The sequence below is a fragment of the Aliivibrio fischeri genome, assembly GCF_009727955.1.
GTDB lineage: Bacteria > Pseudomonadota > Gammaproteobacteria > Enterobacterales > Vibrionaceae > Aliivibrio > Aliivibrio fischeri_A.
Genome location: NZ_WOBR01000007.1, coordinates 151,243 through 169,119, shown reverse-complemented (window position 1 = coordinate 169,119; position 17,877 = coordinate 151,243). Strand labels below are relative to the sequence as shown.

Sequence of the window (17,877 nt, the reverse complement as noted above, 5' to 3'; positions counted from 1 at the left end):
AAAACTCACTCTTTTTTCTTCATAATTAAACGATAGATTTTAAATTCTTAAAAAAGAGTATTCCTAATGAGTTTGCAAGAAGTAGAACAATCCTTATTGAGTCAAGCAGGGATCGGTCAGCAGGAACTGTCTCAGACCTTAAGCACCATCGCAAAACGAGACGTAGACTACGCTGATATCTACTTTCAATCATGTTGGCATGAGTCATTGGTACTTGAAGACAGTATTATTAAAGACGGGTCTTTTAATATAGATCGTGGTGTAGGTATTCGAGCTGTTGCTGGAGAAAAAACAGGGTTTGCTTATTCAGATCAGATTAACCTTGAAGCATTAACTCAGAGTGCTAAAGCGGCTCGTGGTATCGTTCAGCAAGGTGGTGAAGGCAAAGTTAAGGCATTCTCATCGCAGTCTATTCCTCAATTTTATCAGCCTGTAAATCCGTTAAATAGTTTAGATAAGCAACAGAAGATCGCATTGCTTGAAGAGATCGACGCTTATATTCGAGCGAAAGAGCCACTAGTTCAAGAAGTGTCTGCAAGCATTAGTGGTGTCTATGAGCAAATGCTTGTTGCTGCTTTAGATGGCACCTATGCTGCCGATATTCGTCCATTGGTACGTCTTTCTATTAGCGTATTAGTTCAGCGTGGTGATAAGCGTGAACGTGGTAGTGCTGGTGGTGGTGGCCGCTATGGTTATGATTATTTCTTAACGGAAATCAGTGGTAAATCTATTGCGCTAGAGTTTGCTGATGAGGCGATACGCCAAGCTTTAGTTAATCTTGATGCTGACGCAGCACCTGCAGGTATGATGCCTGTAGTTCTTGGTTCTGGTTGGCCGGGAGTTTTATTGCATGAAGCAGTAGGGCATGGTCTTGAAGGTGACTTTAACCGTAAAGGTTCGTCAGTATTTGCTGGTAAAGTTGGTGAGAAAGTAACGTCTTCTGCATGTACTATTGTTGACGATGGCACTATGGTTGATCGTCGTGGGTCATTAAATGTTGATGATGAAGGTGTTCCTGGGCAATACAATACACTAATTGAAAATGGTGTATTAAAAGGCTACATGCAGGATAAGCTTAATGCTCGATTAATGGGTGTTGCACCTACCGGTAATGGCCGTCGAGAGTCTTATGCACATTTACCAATGCCTCGCATGACAAATACTTATATGCTGCCTGGTGAGTATGCACCTGAAGAAATCATCTCAACGGTTAAAAAAGGTATTTATGCACCTAATTTTGGTGGTGGCCAAGTAGATATTACCTCTGGTAAGTTTGTTTTCTCAGCATCAGAAGCGTATTTAATTGAAGATGGTAAAATTACCCGTCCAGTAAAAGGGGCGACATTAATTGGTTCAGGCATTGAAGCAATGCAGCAAATCTCGATGGTTGGTAATGATTTATCACTCGACCGTGGTGTAGGTGTATGTGGCAAAGCTGGTCAGAGCGTACCTGTTGGTGTTGGTCAACCTACGCTTAAACTAGATGCGTTAACGGTTGGTGGTACAGAGTAATACTGACAACGAAATGAATAAAAAAAGAGCCAAGGATCATTAAGATGCTTGGCTTTTTTATTAACAAAAATATGCATTCAAAAGAATTACAGATCTTCGTTTAGGTACAGATCTTTTAAGATTTGGAAAATTTCACGGAACGCCTTTGGTGGCTTGTTCGATGCTTTTTCTTTTTTAGCTTGGCGCGCAAGTTGGCGGAAACGCTGACGATCGGCATCAGGATATTTTGCCATTACTTCTTCAATCACTGCGTCACCTTCTTCAATCATACGATCGCGAAGTGTTTCTAGTTTATGAAGTGCAGCTGTTGCTTGTGAGTGCTTGTTGCGAATTTTATCTAGAGCTAATTGGATAGGCTCTGGATCTTCATTACGCATTAGCTTACCAATGAATTGCAGTTGACGACGTTTCGCTTCATTTTTAAAACGTTGAGCGTCATTGATTGCTTCTCTCAGATCATCTGAAAGAGGGAATTTAGCCAGAACAGATGGTTTTAAACCAACTAACTCTTCGCCCAATTTTTGTAAGTCTTCCATGTCGTTTTTCATCTCGGTCTTACTTACCCAGATGATCTCTTCTTCCTCTTCCCAAGGAGCTTTCTGATTTTTTCTTGCCATGATCTTCATTCTTTAATGGGTGATTGACTCTATTTTAGCAAGATAAATGAATAATTGGGCGCAAATTTATCACATAGAATGTTATTCTAGTAAAAATGTATCTATTTAGTCAGATGTTATGGGCGCAAAACAGCAAATGATGAATCAAAAAATTGAACTCGAAGCAGCGGTAGCTAAAGCTTTAGACATGGCTACACAGCATGCAAGTGCAGCAGAAGTTGCTATTACAAAAACGACGGGCATTAGTGTATCAACACTTATGGGTGAGGTTGAGAATGTTGAATTTAACCGTGATGGTGCGTTAGGCATCACTGTATACCGTGGTCATCGTAAAGGAAGCGCATCAACATCTGATTTAAGTGATAAAGCGATTCAACAAACGGTTGCTGCAGCACTTGATATTGCAAACTACACATCAGAAGACCCGTTTTCAGGTCCTGCGCCAAAAGAATTAATGGCGAAAAATATTCCAGATTTGGATTTATTTCATCCTGATGAACCAGAGCCAGACTATGCTGCGCAAAAAGCGATTGAAGCTGAGCAAGCGGCTTTAGAATATCACTCATCAATTAAACAAAGTGATGGTGCAAGCTATGATAGTCATTATGGCATTAAGGTATATGGTAACAGTCATGGTATGTTGGCAAGTTACCCATCTAGCCGCCAAAGCATTAGCTGTAGCGTAATTGGTGTTGATAAAAATGGCGATATGGAACGTGATTACAGCTATACCGTTGCTCGTCATCGTGATGATTTATGGGATGCTAAAAAAGTAGGTTTAGAAGCCGCAAAACGCACAGTAAGTCGTTTAGATGCTAAAAAGCTAGATACTATGAAAGTACCTGTAATGTTTGCTGCAGACGTTGCTACGGGCTTATTAGGGCACCTAGTTATGGCGATTAGTGGTGCTAACTTGTACCGTAAATCGACATTTATGCTTGATAAGTTAAATGAGAAGATTTTACCTGAGTGGTTTAATGTAAGTGAGCGTCCACATATTTTAAAAGGGCTGGCAAGTAGTCCATTTGATAGTGAAGGTTTGTACACTCAAGACCGTGAAATCATTACCGATGGTGTATTAGCTACGTATCTACTAACCAGCTATGCTGCACGTAAATTAAACATGACACCAACAGGTCATGCTGGTGGTATCCATAACTGGTTTGTTAAATCAACAGGTCAAAGCTTTGAGCAAATGCTGAAAACCATGGGTACAGGTCTTTTAGTGACTGAGCTTATGGGGCAAGGTGTGAATACGGTCACGGGTGATTACTCTCGTGGAGCTGCCGGTTTTTGGGTTGAGAATGGTGAAATTCAATATCCTGTCTCTGAAATTACCATTGCGGGTAACCTTGCTGACATGTATCACAATATTGTTGCAGTGGGTAATGATGTAGAAACACGTTCTCAAATTCAAACAGGTTCTATTTTAATTGAATCAATGAAGATTGCTGGTCAGTAGCCGTAACACGAATAAAGCATAAAGAAAAAAGCGCGCAATCATTAAATGAGAGCGCGCTTTTTTTATGTCATGTAAAAAATCAAAATTACATCAGGATAGTTGCTAAACCAAGGAAAGCAAATAGACCGATAACATCGGTAATGGTTGTTAATGCCATACCACCAGCTAAGGCAGGATCGATATTCATCTTTTTAAGAATCAAAGGAATCGATACACCAGCAACACCCGCTACAGTAAGATTAACCAACATAGCTGCAGATATAATAGCACCAAGCATGATGTCACCTTTCCAAACCATCACAATGCCCCCAATGATAGCAGCCCAAAGAATACCATTTAAGATGCCGATCCCGGCTTCCTTCATAAGCAGTTCTTTTTTGTTACTGTCACCGATATGACCCACCGCTAAACCACGAATAACCAGAGCAACAGTTTGGTTACCAGCCACGCCACCCATTGATGGTACGATTGTCATTAAGACTGCAATAGAAGCCATTTGGGCTAAGGTTGCTTCAAACATGTTTGAAACCGATGCGGCAGCAAGTGCTGCAAGTACATTCATACCAAGCCAAACACTACGACGACGTGCTGATTTTACAACTGGTGCAAAGGTATCTTCTTCGTCATCCATACCGGCCATACTCATCATTGAGTGCTCAGCATCTTCACGAATAACATCGACAACATCATCGATAGTGATACGACCTAAGAGTAAATTATTTTCATCAACAACTGGTGCAGAAACCCAATTACGACGTTCAAATAAATTAGCAACTTCACCGTCATCCGTATTTACAGGAATCGCTTCATCGGCATCTTCCATTACATCACTGACAAGAACATCTGGTTGGGCAGTAAGAATCGTAGTTAAAGATAAATGACCGATTAAGCGGCTTTCCTCATCTAATACATACAGTGCATCGGTGGCTTCTGGTAATTCACCTTTCATGCGAAGGTAACGAAGAACAACATCGATCTCGACATCTGCACGAATTGTAATGAAGTCGGTATTCATCATACCGCCAGCAGTGTCTTCTGGGTATGATAGGGCGGTTTCAACGCGGAAGCGATCAACCGTATCCATTTGACTTAATACTTCACGAGAGACATCGTCAGGTAAGCTACGAAGAACGTAAGCGACATCATCTGTCTCCATGCCTTCAGTTGCTTCAGCAATGCTTTCTGGAGCCATTTGAGAGACGATGCCATCTTTTACATCTTCAGATAGCTCATCAAGGATCTCACCATAATCTTCAGGATCGGTTAACTGCCATAATACGTTACGGCTTTTTCTGGGCGAAGCTTCTAATAGATGGGCAATATCCTCGGGTTCCATGTCTTGTAATAAACGACGAACATGGACAAACATCCCACTATCAAGTGCATTAGATACTTCTTGAAGAGTTTGATGGGTTTGATCGAAATCTTGTAGCTCTTGCATACTCTCCCCCATAGAAAACCGATTTCTAACTCGAATAATGAGTATAGACAATCTAGATTAGATAATGGGCTGAATAGTAACGCAATTTGGAAGGCACGATAAGTGAATTTTGTAAGGATTGAGTTAAACAGGTGTTGAGATGAGTATTATCTACTCATCTTCATCAAAACCCGCTTCAATAAGTTCACAAATGGCATTGAGTGCTTGCTCTGCATCAATCCCATCAGCGGATACATCAACGTATTGCCCTTGTGATGAATCGAGCATTAAAAGCCCCATGACACCATCTGCGGTTGCTTGAGTATTCTCTTCATTCGTTAAGGTAATGACAGCATCAAAGCTTTGTGCCATCTCAACTAATTTTATTGCGGCACGAGCATGCAAACCTAATCGATTTTTTATTAATAAGTGGCGAGATGAGATTGGCATAGTTAAGGCTCTTTAATATTAATGTCTTTCTAGGGTTTTATGACGGATCTGAACTTGTTTACCTTGCTGTTTAAAGTATTCCCCTAATTGTTGAGTAATATAAACAGAGCGGTGCTGTCCGCCAGTACAACCAATGGCTACGGTTAAATAACTGCGATTGTTTTTTTCAAGAGCAGGTAACCAAGTTGTCAAAAATTGTTGGATTTGTTCTTTAAGTTGAATGACTTCTGTATGCTTTGCTAGATAGTCAGCAACAGGTTTATCTAATCCTGTCATTGGACGTAAACTTGGCTCCCAATGAGGGTTAGGTAAGAAGCGTACATCAAAAACATAATCAGCGTCGGTGGGTAAACCGTGCTTAAAACCAAAAGATTCAAATACCATCACCAACTCTTTAGATTCTCGACCTAGGATCCGTGAACGCAGGGTTTCACTTAAATCATGAATAGATTTTGTTGTGGTATCTAAAACAAGATCGGCTTCTTCTCTATAGTCACTTAAAATGCTTTTCTCAAGTGTGACGGCTTGCTCTAAAGAGCACTGTTCTCCAATTAAAGAGAGTGGGTGCAAGCGGCGAGTTTCGCTGTAGCGCTTAATTAGCTCTTTATCTTCAGCATCTAAAAAGATAACCGTAACGTCATGTGTTTTCTTTAATAGCGCTAAGGTGTTCTTTAATAATGCCGGATCTTTAGGTAGGTTGCGGATATCAACACTGACAGCAACATTTTGGCTGCTATGCTGAATTGATTCTACAAATTGCGTGAGTAAATCAATCGGTAAATTATCAACACAATAATAACCAAGATCTTCTAATACACGTAAAGCGACAGATTTACCTGCTCCAGAGCTTCCGCTAACTACCATGAGTTTCATTATTATGACCTTAAAAAGAGATGGCTAAGATGTGATGATTTGATAAAGCTCGTCATCATTTTCCGCATGACGAAGCTGACGCAGTACTTGTTTATCATTGAGTTTTTCAGCAACACTAGAAAGTGTTTTTAGATGAAGCTTACATTGTTCATCGGGAACGAGAAGTGCAAAAAGAATATCAACAGGACGATTATCAATAGCATCAAATTCGATGGGTTCTTGGCATTGGATAAGTACAGCTACGGCATTATCACAATTGAACATACGGCCATGGGGGATAGCTATTCCATTACCTATACCAGTACTTCCCATTTTTTCTCGGTTTAATAAGCTTTCAAAAAGTTCTTGAGGACTTTGACCAATTTGAGGTGCGGCAATCTCACTAATAAGTTCTAATGCGCGCTTTTTGCTTGTGCATTGGACTGCACTTTTCGTGCAATCCAATGAAAGAATGGTGCTTAATTGCATGTTAATGACTACTTAGTTTTTCTTTATGTTTATTGAGTTGGCGGATCAATTTATCAACCAAACCATCAATAGCTGCATACATATCTTCTGCGTCAGAATGAGCGTGTATGTCACCTTGATTTACGTGAAGTGTTGCTTCTGCTACATGCTGTACTTTTTCTAATTTTAATACAACATGCACATTATTAATGTGTTCAAAAAAACGCTCTAATTTTTGGAATTTGGTATTCACATACTCACGAAGGCTATCGGTTAGTTCGACGTTTTGACCTGCGATGTTTATTTGCATAACACTTCCTTTTAATTAATTAAAGTAAACGCTTACGCTGATTTGATGGTGCGATACCAAGTGATTCACGATATTTAGCAATGGTACGGCGTGCTACTTGGATCCCTTGCTCAGCCAGTAAGGTTGCAATTTTACTATCACTTAACGGCTTCGCTTGATTCTCAGCCGCAACCAATTTTTTCACTAGTGCTCGGATTGCTGTAGATGAACATTCACCACCATTATCCGTACTAACATGACTAGAGAAGAAATATTTCAATTCAAAAATACCTCGAGGGGTATGCATGAACTTCTGTGTTGTTACTCGTGATATGGTGGATTCGTGCATATCGACATCTAATGCGATGTCATTTAAAACCATAGGTTTCATTGCTTCTTCACCATATTCGAAGAAATCTTGTTGATGTTCAACTATACAACGTGCAACTTTGAGCAGCGTCTCGTTTCTGCTCTCTAAGCTCTTAATTAACCACTTTGCCTCTTGCAAATTGGTACGAATGAATTGCCCATCTGGAGTATTGCCCATTGTCTTACCAAGAGCCGCATATTCTGCGTTTACTTTTAAGCGAGGAACACTGTCAGGATTAATGGTTACAACCCATTTTCCATTATGTTTGAATACAGAAACATCAGGAATAACGTACTCAGTTTCAGTATCAATAACACGGTTACCAGGACGAGGATCTAACTCGTGAATAAGCATCATGACTTGCTTTAAGTCACTTTCTTTAAGCTTAGTCTCTTTTGCTAGTTGTCGGTAGTCTCGATTTCCTAATAAATTAATATGCTCTTTTAAAATCAGCTTAGTTTCAGGTAACCAAGGGGTATCTGCAGGGTAGGTCGCAAGTTGAAGTAATAGACACTCTGCCAAATCACGAGAAGCTACACCTAATGGATCAAATTGTTGAATGCGTTTTAAAACCGCTTCAACTTCATCCATCTCAACCTCTTCATCTCCAATACTTTCTAAAATATCGTCAAGAGAGCTCGTTAGGTAACCATACTCATCTAATGACTCGATAATCGTGGTTGCGATTGTACGATCAAGATCGGTAAATGGAGTTAAGTCCGCTTGCCACATCAGATAATCTTGCAAGCTTTCTGTGGTTTCACCTTGATAAATAGGAGTGTCGTCATCAATGGCTAATCCAGTACTTCCACTGTTTGCGCTATAAACATCATCCCAACTTGCATCCATTTCAAGTTCTTCTGAAATGTTATTGCTTTCGATGACATCGCTGCTATCAGTTACTGGTGTTTCTTGCTCTGCTGATGCGGTTTCTTTTTCCGCTTGAGGCTCAGGAGAGGTAAGAGTTTCAGGTGTGCTTAATGCTTCCTCTTCTACATCTAGAAGTGGATTTGAGTCGAGCGCTTCTTGAATCTCTTGCTGTAGGTCAAGGGTCGATAATTGCAATAATCGAATAGCTTGCTGCAACTGAGGCGTCATAGCAAGTTGTTGTCCCATTTTTAGCTGAAGAGATGCTTTCATTATTTAGCGATACCTTTTGTACATTACAACTTAAATTGATCACCAAGATAAACGCGTTTTACGTGTTCATCATTTAATACGTGTTCAGGAGTGCCATTTGCAATCATGTGACCTTGGCTTACGATGTAAGCGTGCTCACATACATCAAGCGTTTCACGAACATTGTGGTCAGTGATTAATACGCCTAAACCACGATCTCTTAGATGTTGAATGATCTTTTTGATATCAATAACCGAGATTGGGTCAACACCAGCAAATGGTTCATCCAATAAAATGAATTTAGGATTAGCAGCGAGTGCGCGTGCGATTTCAACACGACGACGTTCACCACCAGATAGCGCCATACCATTACTATTACGGATGTGCTGGATATTGAACTCATCTAATAGTTCTTCAAGCTTATCAAGACGTTCAGCTTTATTTAGATCTTTACGCGTTTGTAAAACGGCCATGATATTGTCAAATACCGACAATTTTCTAAAAATAGAAGCTTCTTGAGGTAGATAGCCTATCCCCATTTTTGAGCGGTTATGCATTGGCTGCAATGAAATGTCGACACCATCAATAGTAATCGAACCTTCATCACGAGCGACTAAGCCTACAATCATATAGAAAGAGGTCGTTTTACCTGCACCATTAGGTCCTAGTAAACCAACAATTTTTCCAGATTCAACGGTAAGGCTTACATCGGAAACTACTTTTCGGCTTCCGTATGTTTTTGCTAAATTCTTTGCTTCTAATATGGCCATAATTATTTATTATTCAATTGGCTAGGCTGAAGGATGGTTGTTACGCGATCGTCTTTACCACCATCAGCAATTAGTTTTTGAGTCTTCATATTATAGGTAATTACTTTACCTTTTATGATGCTGTCATCTTGGGTTAGCTCTGCGCTATCAGTCATTTTTAGAAATTCGTTTTCTAATTCATAACGCAGTTTATTCGCTTTACCTTTTAATGTTTTACCGTCATCGGTTAATTGACTAAAGCGAGTTGGTTTTCCATATGCTTCTAACACTTCTCGTCCTTCTTTGCCTTGAGGACGAATCACCACAATTTTATCTGCAAAAATTTCGATACTGCCTTGTTTTAGAGTCACATCACCTGTAAAGGTTACTTGGTTACTCTGCATATCAAAATTCTGTGAATTTGAATTAATGTGGATCGGTTGTTCTGTATCGCTACTCAATGCCCAGCTTGAAGCACTGAAAAGTAGACTTGCAAGTAGACTAACGTGTGAAAGCTTCATAGATACCTTGTACATTTTCTAATAGGGTTGCTTCTTGGCTTGTGAAGTTACCTTTCATTCCAACTCCTGTTGTTTCAAAAGTAGGGCCAATGAGATTAACAACATCCTCTGTCATAAAGTCTTTTGTCGTTAGCTCGATCTTCATACTGTCTGTTGTCATTGTCTCAAATGCTGCGTCAGGCAGTAGGTTTTTAACAATGACGTTACCACTTAAGTAAAGTTCGTGCTTTTTATTTAAAACGCCGAGATCGGAGATGATCTCCCATTCTTTTAATTCACCATCTTTGAATACAAAAAGGTGAGGTGTTGTGAAGTTCGTTTCACCAGTCTTACCAAATCGAGCTAATGCTTTTGCGTTTATTTGATAGTTACGAATACCACTAACATCGTAGTTATTATTCGTGATTCCTTTGCCTGTAAAAACAGGAACTTGTTGGTCTGGTGTTGTTTGTTGTTCACCTTTCACGTAGTCATAATATAAGTTGTAGCCCGACCAGCTACAAATCATCAATAGAATGGCCATGAAAAGATGTTTTAAGCTCATATGCTCAAACCTTTATGTTGCTCTAATTCACCTTTTGCTTCTAGGATCAGGTCACTTACTTCACGTACCGCACCGTGACCACCTTTTATGGTTGTGACATAGTTTGCACGTTGAGCTAATAAAGGGTGTCCATCAGCAACACATACTTTTAATGCAACTTTTTCCATAACAGGCCAATCAATAAGGTCATCACCAATATAACCAGTATGCTCTGGGGCTACATTGAGTTTAGTTAAAATATCTTGGTATGCTTGTAATTTGTTGTCTTGTCCTTGGTAGATCAATTTAATACCAAGAGCCGTCATTCGGTTTTCAACGATTTTTGAGCTACGACCCGTAATAATCGCAATTTCAACCCCTGCTGACATGAGTGATTTCACTCCATAGCCATCACGAGTGTGGAAAGTTTTTAGCTCTTCGCCATCATTACCCATGTAAACAAGGCCATCAGAGAAGACGCCGTCAACATCACAAATCAGAAGCTTAATGTCTTTTGCTATGTTAAAGATTGATTCTTCAACTTGGCCATAAAGAGTTGAAACTAATTTTTTCGTCATTACATTACCCCCGCCTTTAATAAGTCATGCATATTTAATGCACCAACCAAGCGATGAGTATCATCACAAAGCAATAATCCATTTATTTTCTTATCTTGCATTAGGTTTAACCCTTCAACAGCAAGTAAGTTTGGATTTGCTACCGCTGGAGAGTGTGTCATCACTTCTCCAATAGTTTGAGTATGAATATCGATCTTATTATCTAAAAGGCGACGTAAGTCACCATCAGTGAAGATACCAATTACTTTTTGCTCGTTATCGACGATAGCTGTCATTCCTAACCCTTTTTCAGACACTTCTAAAAGTGCTGTTTTAATAAGAGCATCAGCAGTGACCATTGGTAATTCATCACCTGTATGCATGATGTCTGATAATAAGAGTAGTAATTTACGACCTAAAGCGCCACCTGGATGTGACAAAGCAAAGTCATCAGCAGTAAAGCCTCTTGCTTGAAGAAGCGCAACAGCAAAAGCGTCTCCCATAGCAAGGGTTGCCGTTGTACTTGATGTTGGCGCTAAACCAAGAGGGCAAGCTTCTTGAGGAACTGTAATTTGAAGGTTCACATCAGCTACTTTTGCCATGCTTGATTCTGGCTTGCCTGTCATTGTAATTAAAGTGATACCTAGACGTTTAATTACTGGTAGTAAAGCAAGAATTTCAGACGCTTCACCTGAGTTAGAAATAGCAATAACAATATCGCCTTTTTCAATCATGCCTAAATCACCGTGACTTGCTTCGCCTGGGTGAACAAAGAAAGAGGGAGTGCCTGTACTTGCTAAGGTAGCTGCAATCTTATTACCAATGTGACCTGATTTACCCATTCCCATAACAACGACTTTTTGCTTGCATTCAAGCATTAATTGACACGCTTTAGTGAAGTCATCGTTAATGTAATTGCTGAGTTGGGTAAGAGCATCGATTTCAATTTGAAGAACATTTTTTCCTGCTTTGCAGAAATCAAACTGAGTTGCCATCGGTTACCACCTTGCTGTATTTGAGCGGAATTTATGATTTAGAGGAATAGCCTATACAAATATTATGCCATTTGCCAGAGCTAGTTCAATATTGAGTAGGTAAAAGCAGGTAAATTATCAGGATAAATACCCCATAAGTTCATGATTTTTATTGTTCATCAAACTTATGGGGTTCAAAAGAATGGTTAACCCATATTTAGAAATAAATAGCCTTGGTAAACACAGAAACATGTCACCAAAATACCGCCTTCTATGCGATTAATGCTGCGGCTTTTTCCTAATGCCATAATGAGTAATAAGATGGATACACCCAGCATTACATAGAAATCACGCCCCATAAGATCAGGACTTATTTCTGATGGATTAATTAATGCTGGAATCCCCATTACAGCAAGAATATTAAATACGTTTGATCCAATGATATTACCAGCAGCCATATCATCTTCACCTTTAAGTACACCTGCAACAGAAGCAGCTAACTCAGGAAGGCTTGTACCTAATGCAATGATAGTTAAGCCGATAACTAAATCACTCATACCAAAGTATTTAGCGATAACAACGGCATTATCAATCAACATGTTTGCACCCACAGGAAGTAAGATTAGACCGACAACAACCCAAAAAAGTGCTTTACCGTTCGCCACGCCTTCAGGGATTTCTGACTCTTGTTCTTCAAGAAGAATATCCCCATTTTGTTGTTCATTTTTACTGATGTATAGCATGGCAATGATGAAGCAAGCAAAAAGGCCAATTAACAATAAACCTTCATAAAAGCCAAGGTAGTTATTAAACATAATACCACCAGCTAATAACGTAACCATCAGCATTAGTGGTAATTCGCGGCGAATGATTGCTGAGCTGATTGCTAAGGGTTTAATTAAGGCAGTAATACCTAAAATTAATGCGATGTTCGCAATGTTTGAACCAATAACGTTACCTACCGCAGTATCTGTTTTTCCATCTAAAGCTGCAGCCGCTGACACCATCATCTCTGGTGCAGATGAGCCCATGGCTAAGATAGTCATACCAATTACAAGAGGTGAAATACCATAGTTTCTCGCTAAGGCAGCAGAACCAAATACCAGTTTATCGGCGCCCCAAACCAATAGAGATAGACCGACGATAAGAAGTAGAGTTGGCATGAGCAGCTCTGTCATTGTGTTAATTTCCTTTTGTAGAAAGATGTTTTTTAGTTTGAATCGTTAATTTTGACGTTTCTCTAACAAAAAAGAAAGAAAAAAGGAGTGTTTAACGTGGAACAGTCTCTAAAGATTATTAAAAAATATAAGTTAGACAGATAAGTTCACGTATACTTATGATTATATTGTTAATGCATGATTTAAATGAGCAGTGAAGATATGGATACGCAGAACACACTGATTAAAATAGAGAATCTAACCTTTAAACGTGGTGAGCGTATTATTTTTGATGATATTAGTTTGTCTGTTCCAAAAGGGAAGATAACGGCGATCATGGGGCCATCAGGAATTGGCAAAACCACATTATTACGATTAATTGGTGGGCAAATACTTCCTGAATCAGGAAATATCCATTTTGAAGAATGGAATATCCCCAAACTAGGGCGTAAAGCTCTGTATTTAGCTCGTAAGAAAATGGGGATGTTATTTCAATCTGGCGCATTATTTACGGATATGAATGTATTCGATAATGTGGCTTTTCCTTTGAGAGAACATACTAAATTACCTGAAAAACTGATCCGTACATTGGTTCTCTTAAAACTTGAAGCTGTAGGGTTGCGTGGTGCCGCTCAGTTGATGCCAAGTGAACTCTCTGGTGGTATGGCTAGACGTGCTGCATTAGCTCGCGCAATCGCATTAGATCCTGACTTAATAATGTATGATGAACCTTTTGTTGGCCAAGACCCTATAACGATGGGGGTACTGGTTGATTTAATTCGTAATTTAAATGATGCGTTAGGATTAACCTCTGTTGTTGTTTCACATGACGTTCCTGAAGTGATGAGTATTGCCGATCATGTCTACTTACTCGCTAACGGTAAAATTATTGCACAAGGTTCACCGCAAGAATTGGAGCAAAATCCTGATCCTCAAGTTCGACAATTTTTGGATGGTGAATCTGATGGGCCAGTACCATTTCGTTTTCCGGCTAATACATTAAATGAGGATCTTTTCTCTCATGAGTAATTTTTCACTTGTTTCCTCAATCGAACAAATAGGACGACGAGCTTTATCGGTTTGTGAGGCCTTTGGGCGTGCAACCTTTATGTTGCTTGGCGCGATATTTGCGAAACCTCAACCAATAAAAATGTTTCCTTTGCTGTTAAAGCAACTCTATTCCGTAGGTGTTTTATCTTTAGTGATTATTGTGGTTTCAGGACTCTTTATTGGTATGGTAATCAGCTTGCAAGGCTATATTATTTTAGTTGATTACGGGGCTGAGACCAGTTTAGGGCAGCTTGTTTCCTTATCATTACTCAGAGAATTAGGCCCAGTGGTAACTGCGTTACTGTTTGCTGGACGTGCGGGTTCTGCATTAACGGCTGAAATTGGATTAATGAAAACCACCGAACAAATTTCAAGTATGGAAATGATGGCAGTAGACCCGTTGCGTCAAATTATCGCACCTCGTTTATGGGCTGGGATCATTTCGATGCCAGTTCTCGCTGTCATCTTTATGGCTGTGGGAATTTGGGGGGGGCAAATCGTCGGAGTTGAATGGAAAGGGATTGATTACGGTAGTTTTTGGTCGGTAATGCAATCATCGGTTGATGTGCGATATGACATTGTAAATAGCTTAATTAAATGTGTGGTGTTTGCATTTATTGTTACATGGATTGCTCTGTTTAATGGTTATGATGCAACGCCTACTTCTGAAGGTATTTCATTGGCAACGACTCGCACAGTAGTGCACTCTTCGTTGGCGGTATTAGGTATTGATTTTGTGCTTACGGCACTGATGTTTGGGAACTAAATTATGCAACAGACACGTAAAGTAGAATTTTTTGTTGGCCTTTTTGTATTAGCAGGAATAGCCGCTCTACTGATGTTATTACTTAAAGTTGCGGATGTTCGCAGTGGTGGTAGTGGTGAGTATTACACTCTAAATGCGCAATTTGATAACATCGGAAGTTTAAAATCACGTTCACCAGTAAAAGTTGGTGGTGTTGTTATTGGCCGTGTAGATAACATTACTCTTGATAAAGAGAGTTATTTACCTATCGTAAGTATGCAAATTGATAAACAGTTTGGTGCTTTTCCTGAAACCTCAGCGGCTCAGATTTTAACGTCAGGCCTGATTGGTGAACAATACATCGGGATTGTTCCTGGGTTTATTGACGAAGATATTGATATGTTAGGTAATGGTGATTTTATTGAAGATACCAAATCAGCATTGGTATTAGAGGATATGATCGGGCAAGTGCTATACAGCATTGGTGGCGATTCGTCAGAATTAAGTGAGGAAGAGTAATGAAATCGTGGATAAGTGCAATTGTTGCAGTAATTTGTTTTTTTTCATCAGCAATAAGTGCTCAAGAAATAGATAAAACAAAACCTTATGAAATGATGGCGCAAGTATCAGAAATTACTTTCGCTCGATTAAAATCAGAGCAGAGCGCAATAAAAACGGATCCAAACATTTTAAAAACGGTTGTTGATGAAGAGTTAATGCCGTATGTAAATGTAAAATATGCAGCTTACAAATTACTAGGTACTCATTTAAAAAAGACCACACCAGAAGAGCGAGCGGAGTTCGTAACTGCTTTTCGTGATTATTTAGTTGCCTCTTATGCTCAAGTTTTAACACTATATACAGATCAAAAAATTGTATTAGAAAAGGCGAAAAAAATACCGGAAGGAAAAAGAATCATCAGCGTTCGTGTTGATATTTTAGATTCAGCTCGCCCTACCGTAAAAGTCGATTTCAAACTGCGTAAGAATAAAAAAACAGGTGAATGGCAGGCTTTTGATATGATCGCTGAAGGGGTAAGCCTTTTATCGACCAAACAGTCTGAGTGGAATGGTAAAATTCGTAAAGAAGGCATCAGTTCTGTGAGTGCTGAGTTACGCTCTTTAGCTAAGCAACCAATTCGATTAGAAGGCAATAAATAATGTCAGTTATCGATTTATGTGTAACCAAGGTTGATGAAATAAGCTTCAATGGTGCTCTTGATCGTGAGACTGTGCCTAATATTTGGAATAAATTGACAAAGTGGCAACCTAATTTGAGTCAAGTAAAGGTAGACTTAGCTCACGTTAATCGCATTGACTCTGCTGGGCTTGTATTACTTTTACACCTAATAGAGCATGCAAAAAATCAAAACTGTCATATAATGTTTACTTTCGTCCCAGATCAGCTCATTACTTTAATTCAATTAAGTAATGTGGAATCATTGTTTGCTGATCATATAAATAACGCAAAGGTAGAGTAATGGATAGCGCCGAGATTAAAGAGTTACTAGACGCAGCACTTCAACTAGAAGAGATACATGTAAAAGGCGAAGGAAGCCATTTCGAAGTCATTGCTGTTGACGCATCATTCGCAGGTATGAGCCGAGTGAAAAAACAACAAACCATCTATGGACCTTTGATGGAGCATATCTCAACGAACACAATTCATGCTCTATCAATAAAAGCGTTTACTCCTGAAGAGTGGGCACGTGATAAAAAATTAAATAGCTTATTCTAAGAGGCCCTTTGATGTATAAGTTTCGAATTCAAGGAAGTGATAAACCACTTTCTGGCGAAGTTACAATTTCTGGTGCAAAAAATGCTGCACTACCAATTCTATTTGCTTCGTTGCTTGCAGAAGAACCTGTTGAAGTAGCAAATGTACCGAAACTTCGTGATGTTGATACCACGATGGAACTATTAAAACGTTTAGGTGCTGAAGTATCTCGTAACGGTTCTGTTCATATTGATGCAAGTGGTGTAAACGATTTCTGTGCACCTTATGATTTAGTAAAAACAATGCGTGCATCAATTTGGGCATTAGGTCCATTAGTTGCTCGTTTTGGTAAAGGTCAGGTTTCATTACCTGGTGGTTGTGCTATCGGTGCTCGTCCTGTTGATCTTCATATTCACGGATTAGAGCAATTAGGCGCAACAATCAAACTTGAAGAAGGTTATGTAAAAGCGGAAGTTGATGGTCGCCTTAAAGGTGCTCATATCGTAATGGACAAAGTAAGTGTTGGTGCAACAATTACTGTTATGTGTGCAGCAACATTGGCTGAAGGCACGACGGTATTAGAAAACGCAGCACGTGAACCTGAAATTGTTGATACTGCTAACTTCCTTAATGCTATCGGCGCTAAAGTGTCTGGTATGGGTACCGATACTATTACTATCGAAGGTGTTGAACGCCTAGGTGGTGGTTATCACGAAGTGGTTGCTGACCGTATTGAAACCGGTACGTTCCTTGTTGCTGCTGCAGTATCTGGCGGTAAGATTGTTTGTAAGAATACTAAAGCACATCTGCTTGAAGCGGTACTTGCTAAGCTTGAAGAAGCGGGTGCAGACGTTCAAACTGGTGATGATTGGATTAGCTTAGATATGACGGGTCGTGAGTTAAAGGCGGTAAATATCCGTACTGCACCACACCCAGCATTCCCTACAGATATGCAAGCTCAATTCACACTTTTAAATATGATGGCTAAAGGTTCAGGTATCATTACTGAAACGATTTTCGAAAACCGTTTCATGCACATTCCTGAACTGCAACGTATGGGTGCTCACGCTGAAATCGAAGGTAATACTGCTATTTGTGGTGACACTGATGGTTTAAGTGGTGCTCAGGTTATGGCGACAGATTTACGTGCATCAGCAAGCCTTGTGATCGCAGGTTGTATAGCAAAAGGTGAAACAATTGTTGATCGAATTTATCATATCGACCGTGGATATGATAAGATTGAAGACAAGTTAACCGCTTTAGGTGCAAATATTGAGCGAGTTCATAGCGACGACTTATAAGTGTTGCGATATATACGCTTAATGT

The 17,877-nt window shown here is 39.6% G+C and carries 22 protein-coding genes; 9 read left to right on the top strand and 13 right to left on the bottom strand.

What is annotated here, in order from left to right; translation table 11 throughout:
* Positions 1 to 66: 66 nt before the first annotated feature.
* Entirely contained in the window at positions 67 to 1,512 is a 1,446-nt protein-coding gene (gene tldD / locus GNP81_RS11545) for a metalloprotease TldD (protein ID WP_155674804.1), read from the top strand.
* A gap of 86 nt (positions 1,513 to 1,598) precedes the next feature.
* Here the strand turns inward: tldD and yjgA are convergent, their stop codons facing one another.
* A complete protein-coding gene (gene yjgA / locus GNP81_RS11540) occupies positions 1,599 to 2,129 on the bottom strand; it encodes a ribosome biogenesis factor YjgA (protein WP_196587436.1) in 531 nt (176 codons plus the stop codon).
* 118 nt (positions 2,130 to 2,247) lie between these two features.
* Here yjgA and pmbA point away from each other — a divergent pair, with 118 nt between their 5' ends.
* On the top strand, positions 2,248 to 3,591 hold the full coding sequence (gene pmbA / locus GNP81_RS11535; protein WP_155672039.1) for a metalloprotease PmbA: 1,344 nt from the start codon (positions 2,248 to 2,250) through the stop codon (positions 3,589 to 3,591).
* An 85-nt stretch (positions 3,592 to 3,676) separates the two neighbouring features.
* Here the strand turns inward: pmbA and mgtE are convergent, their stop codons facing one another.
* From mgtE to GNP81_RS11475, 12 genes are all read right to left on the bottom strand, one after another.
* Entirely contained in the window at positions 3,677 to 5,032 is a 1,356-nt protein-coding gene (gene mgtE, locus GNP81_RS11530; RefSeq protein WP_005417489.1) for a magnesium transporter, read from the bottom strand.
* Positions 5,033 to 5,182: 150 nt separating this feature from the next.
* Entirely contained in the window at positions 5,183 to 5,461 is a 279-nt protein-coding gene (locus tag GNP81_RS11525; protein WP_155672038.1) for an HPr family phosphocarrier protein, read from the bottom strand.
* Positions 5,462 to 5,479: 18 nt separating this feature from the next.
* Positions 5,480 to 6,334, bottom strand: coding sequence for an RNase adapter RapZ (gene rapZ / locus GNP81_RS11520; protein ID WP_011261178.1), 855 nt, complete (start codon positions 6,332 to 6,334; stop codon positions 5,480 to 5,482).
* 24 nt (positions 6,335 to 6,358) lie between these two features.
* Positions 6,359 to 6,802 (bottom strand): PTS IIA-like nitrogen regulatory protein PtsN, encoded by a 444-nt coding sequence (gene ptsN / locus GNP81_RS11515; RefSeq protein ID WP_012534023.1) that lies wholly within the window; start codon positions 6,800 to 6,802, stop codon positions 6,359 to 6,361.
* A gap of 1 nt (position 6,803) precedes the next feature.
* On the bottom strand, positions 6,804 to 7,091 hold the full coding sequence (hpf, locus tag GNP81_RS11510; protein WP_005417493.1) for a ribosome hibernation promoting factor: 288 nt from the start codon (positions 7,089 to 7,091) through the stop codon (positions 6,804 to 6,806).
* A gap of 19 nt (positions 7,092 to 7,110) precedes the next feature.
* Entirely contained in the window at positions 7,111 to 8,538 is a 1,428-nt protein-coding gene (locus GNP81_RS11505; protein WP_419465706.1) for an RNA polymerase factor sigma-54, read from the bottom strand.
* A gap of 65 nt (positions 8,539 to 8,603) precedes the next feature.
* Positions 8,604 to 9,329: an LPS export ABC transporter ATP-binding protein gene (lptB, locus tag GNP81_RS11500; protein ID WP_005417497.1), complete on the bottom strand. Its 726-nt coding sequence runs from the start codon at positions 9,327 to 9,329 to the stop codon at positions 8,604 to 8,606.
* A gap of 2 nt (positions 9,330 to 9,331) precedes the next feature.
* Positions 9,332 to 9,829 carry a lipopolysaccharide transport periplasmic protein LptA gene (gene lptA, locus GNP81_RS11495; RefSeq protein WP_012533710.1) on the bottom strand — a complete coding sequence of 166 codons (498 nt, stop codon included), beginning with the start codon at positions 9,827 to 9,829 and terminating at the stop codon, positions 9,332 to 9,334.
* The gene (gene lptC / locus GNP81_RS11490) at positions 9,810 to 10,373 is read right to left on the bottom strand and encodes an LPS export ABC transporter periplasmic protein LptC (protein ID WP_005417499.1); all 564 of its coding nucleotides are present in this window, start codon (positions 10,371 to 10,373) and stop codon (positions 9,810 to 9,812) included. Before lptC ends, lptA begins: the two co-directional genes overlap by 20 nt.
* Complete coding sequence (gene kdsC, locus GNP81_RS11485) at positions 10,370 to 10,930, bottom strand: 3-deoxy-manno-octulosonate-8-phosphatase KdsC (protein WP_155672036.1); 561 nt, start codon at positions 10,928 to 10,930, stop codon at positions 10,370 to 10,372. The genes lptC and kdsC overlap by 4 nt, the downstream gene beginning before the upstream one ends.
* Positions 10,930 to 11,904, bottom strand: coding sequence for an arabinose-5-phosphate isomerase KdsD (gene kdsD, locus GNP81_RS11480; RefSeq protein WP_155674800.1), 975 nt, complete (start codon positions 11,902 to 11,904; stop codon positions 10,930 to 10,932). The genes kdsC and kdsD overlap by 1 nt, the downstream gene beginning before the upstream one ends.
* A gap of 185 nt (positions 11,905 to 12,089) precedes the next feature.
* A complete protein-coding gene (locus tag GNP81_RS11475) occupies positions 12,090 to 13,061 on the bottom strand; it encodes a calcium/sodium antiporter (RefSeq protein WP_005417502.1) in 972 nt (323 codons plus the stop codon).
* A gap of 201 nt (positions 13,062 to 13,262) precedes the next feature.
* Between GNP81_RS11475 and mlaF the strand changes: the two genes are divergently transcribed.
* The 7 genes from mlaF to murA are packed head-to-tail and all read left to right on the top strand — an operon-like array spanning position 13,263 to position 17,852.
* Complete coding sequence (gene mlaF, locus GNP81_RS11470; RefSeq protein WP_196587439.1) at positions 13,263 to 14,069, top strand: phospholipid ABC transporter ATP-binding protein MlaF; 807 nt, start codon at positions 13,263 to 13,265, stop codon at positions 14,067 to 14,069.
* The gene (mlaE, locus tag GNP81_RS11465; protein ID WP_155672033.1) at positions 14,062 to 14,856 is read left to right on the top strand and encodes a lipid asymmetry maintenance ABC transporter permease subunit MlaE; all 795 of its coding nucleotides are present in this window, start codon (positions 14,062 to 14,064) and stop codon (positions 14,854 to 14,856) included. Before mlaF ends, mlaE begins: the two co-directional genes overlap by 8 nt.
* A gap of 3 nt (positions 14,857 to 14,859) precedes the next feature.
* Positions 14,860 to 15,354 carry an outer membrane lipid asymmetry maintenance protein MlaD gene (gene mlaD / locus GNP81_RS11460; protein WP_155672032.1) on the top strand — a complete coding sequence of 165 codons (495 nt, stop codon included), beginning with the start codon at positions 14,860 to 14,862 and terminating at the stop codon, positions 15,352 to 15,354.
* Positions 15,354 to 15,995: a phospholipid-binding protein MlaC gene (gene mlaC, locus GNP81_RS11455; RefSeq protein ID WP_155674799.1), complete on the top strand. Its 642-nt coding sequence runs from the start codon at positions 15,354 to 15,356 to the stop codon at positions 15,993 to 15,995. Before mlaD ends, mlaC begins: the two co-directional genes overlap by 1 nt.
* Positions 15,995 to 16,315: an STAS domain-containing protein gene (locus GNP81_RS11450; RefSeq protein ID WP_005417508.1), complete on the top strand. Its 321-nt coding sequence runs from the start codon at positions 15,995 to 15,997 to the stop codon at positions 16,313 to 16,315. The genes mlaC and GNP81_RS11450 overlap by 1 nt, the downstream gene beginning before the upstream one ends.
* The gene (gene ibaG, locus GNP81_RS11445; protein WP_005417509.1) at positions 16,315 to 16,572 is read left to right on the top strand and encodes a BolA family iron metabolism protein IbaG; all 258 of its coding nucleotides are present in this window, start codon (positions 16,315 to 16,317) and stop codon (positions 16,570 to 16,572) included. The genes GNP81_RS11450 and ibaG overlap by 1 nt, the downstream gene beginning before the upstream one ends.
* An 11-nt stretch (positions 16,573 to 16,583) precedes the next feature.
* On the top strand, positions 16,584 to 17,852 hold the full coding sequence (murA, locus tag GNP81_RS11440) for a UDP-N-acetylglucosamine 1-carboxyvinyltransferase (RefSeq protein WP_005417511.1): 1,269 nt from the start codon (positions 16,584 to 16,586) through the stop codon (positions 17,850 to 17,852).
* The last annotated feature ends 25 nt before the right edge of the window (positions 17,853 to 17,877 follow it).

Excerpts from the sequence above, each read along its gene's own strand:
- GNP81_RS11450 (WP_005417508.1), top strand. The coding sequence starts at position 15,995 with ATGTCAGTTATCGATTTATGTGTAACCAAGGTTGATGAAATAAGCTTC.
- pmbA (WP_155672039.1), top strand. The coding sequence starts at position 2,248 with ATGGGCGCAAAACAGCAAATGATGAATCAAAAAATTGAACTCGAAGCA.
- mlaD (WP_155672032.1), top strand. The coding sequence starts at position 14,860 with ATGCAACAGACACGTAAAGTAGAATTTTTTGTTGGCCTTTTTGTATTA.
- tldD (WP_155674804.1), top strand. The coding sequence starts at position 67 with ATGAGTTTGCAAGAAGTAGAACAATCCTTATTGAGTCAAGCAGGGATC.
- kdsD (WP_155674800.1), bottom strand. The coding sequence starts at position 11,904 with ATGGCAACTCAGTTTGATTTCTGCAAAGCAGGAAAAAATGTTCTTCAA.
- mgtE (WP_005417489.1), bottom strand. The coding sequence starts at position 5,032 with ATGCAAGAGCTACAAGATTTCGATCAAACCCATCAAACTCTTCAAGAA.
- mlaC (WP_155674799.1), top strand. The coding sequence starts at position 15,354 with ATGAAATCGTGGATAAGTGCAATTGTTGCAGTAATTTGTTTTTTTTCA.
- rapZ (WP_011261178.1), bottom strand. The coding sequence starts at position 6,334 with ATGAAACTCATGGTAGTTAGCGGAAGCTCTGGAGCAGGTAAATCTGTC.
- GNP81_RS11505 (WP_419465706.1), bottom strand. The coding sequence starts at position 8,538 with ATGACGCCTCAGTTGCAGCAAGCTATTCGATTATTGCAATTATCGACC.
- lptA (WP_012533710.1), bottom strand. The coding sequence starts at position 9,829 with ATGAAGCTTTCACACGTTAGTCTACTTGCAAGTCTACTTTTCAGTGCT.
- kdsC (WP_155672036.1), bottom strand. The coding sequence starts at position 10,930 with ATGACGAAAAAATTAGTTTCAACTCTTTATGGCCAAGTTGAAGAATCA.
- GNP81_RS11525 (WP_155672038.1), bottom strand. The coding sequence starts at position 5,461 with ATGCCAATCTCATCTCGCCACTTATTAATAAAAAATCGATTAGGTTTG.
- mlaE (WP_155672033.1), top strand. The coding sequence starts at position 14,062 with ATGAGTAATTTTTCACTTGTTTCCTCAATCGAACAAATAGGACGACGA.
- ptsN (WP_012534023.1), bottom strand. The coding sequence starts at position 6,802 with ATGCAATTAAGCACCATTCTTTCATTGGATTGCACGAAAAGTGCAGTC.
- lptC (WP_005417499.1), bottom strand. The coding sequence starts at position 10,373 with ATGAGCTTAAAACATCTTTTCATGGCCATTCTATTGATGATTTGTAGC.
- mlaF (WP_196587439.1), top strand. The coding sequence starts at position 13,263 with ATGGATACGCAGAACACACTGATTAAAATAGAGAATCTAACCTTTAAA.
- ibaG (WP_005417509.1), top strand. The coding sequence starts at position 16,315 with ATGGATAGCGCCGAGATTAAAGAGTTACTAGACGCAGCACTTCAACTA.
- lptB (WP_005417497.1), bottom strand. The coding sequence starts at position 9,329 with ATGGCCATATTAGAAGCAAAGAATTTAGCAAAAACATACGGAAGCCGA.
- hpf (WP_005417493.1), bottom strand. The coding sequence starts at position 7,091 with ATGCAAATAAACATCGCAGGTCAAAACGTCGAACTAACCGATAGCCTT.
- yjgA (WP_196587436.1), bottom strand. The coding sequence starts at position 2,129 with ATGGCAAGAAAAAATCAGAAAGCTCCTTGGGAAGAGGAAGAAGAGATC.
- GNP81_RS11475 (WP_005417502.1), bottom strand. The coding sequence starts at position 13,061 with ATGACAGAGCTGCTCATGCCAACTCTACTTCTTATCGTCGGTCTATCT.
- murA (WP_005417511.1), top strand. The coding sequence starts at position 16,584 with ATGTATAAGTTTCGAATTCAAGGAAGTGATAAACCACTTTCTGGCGAA.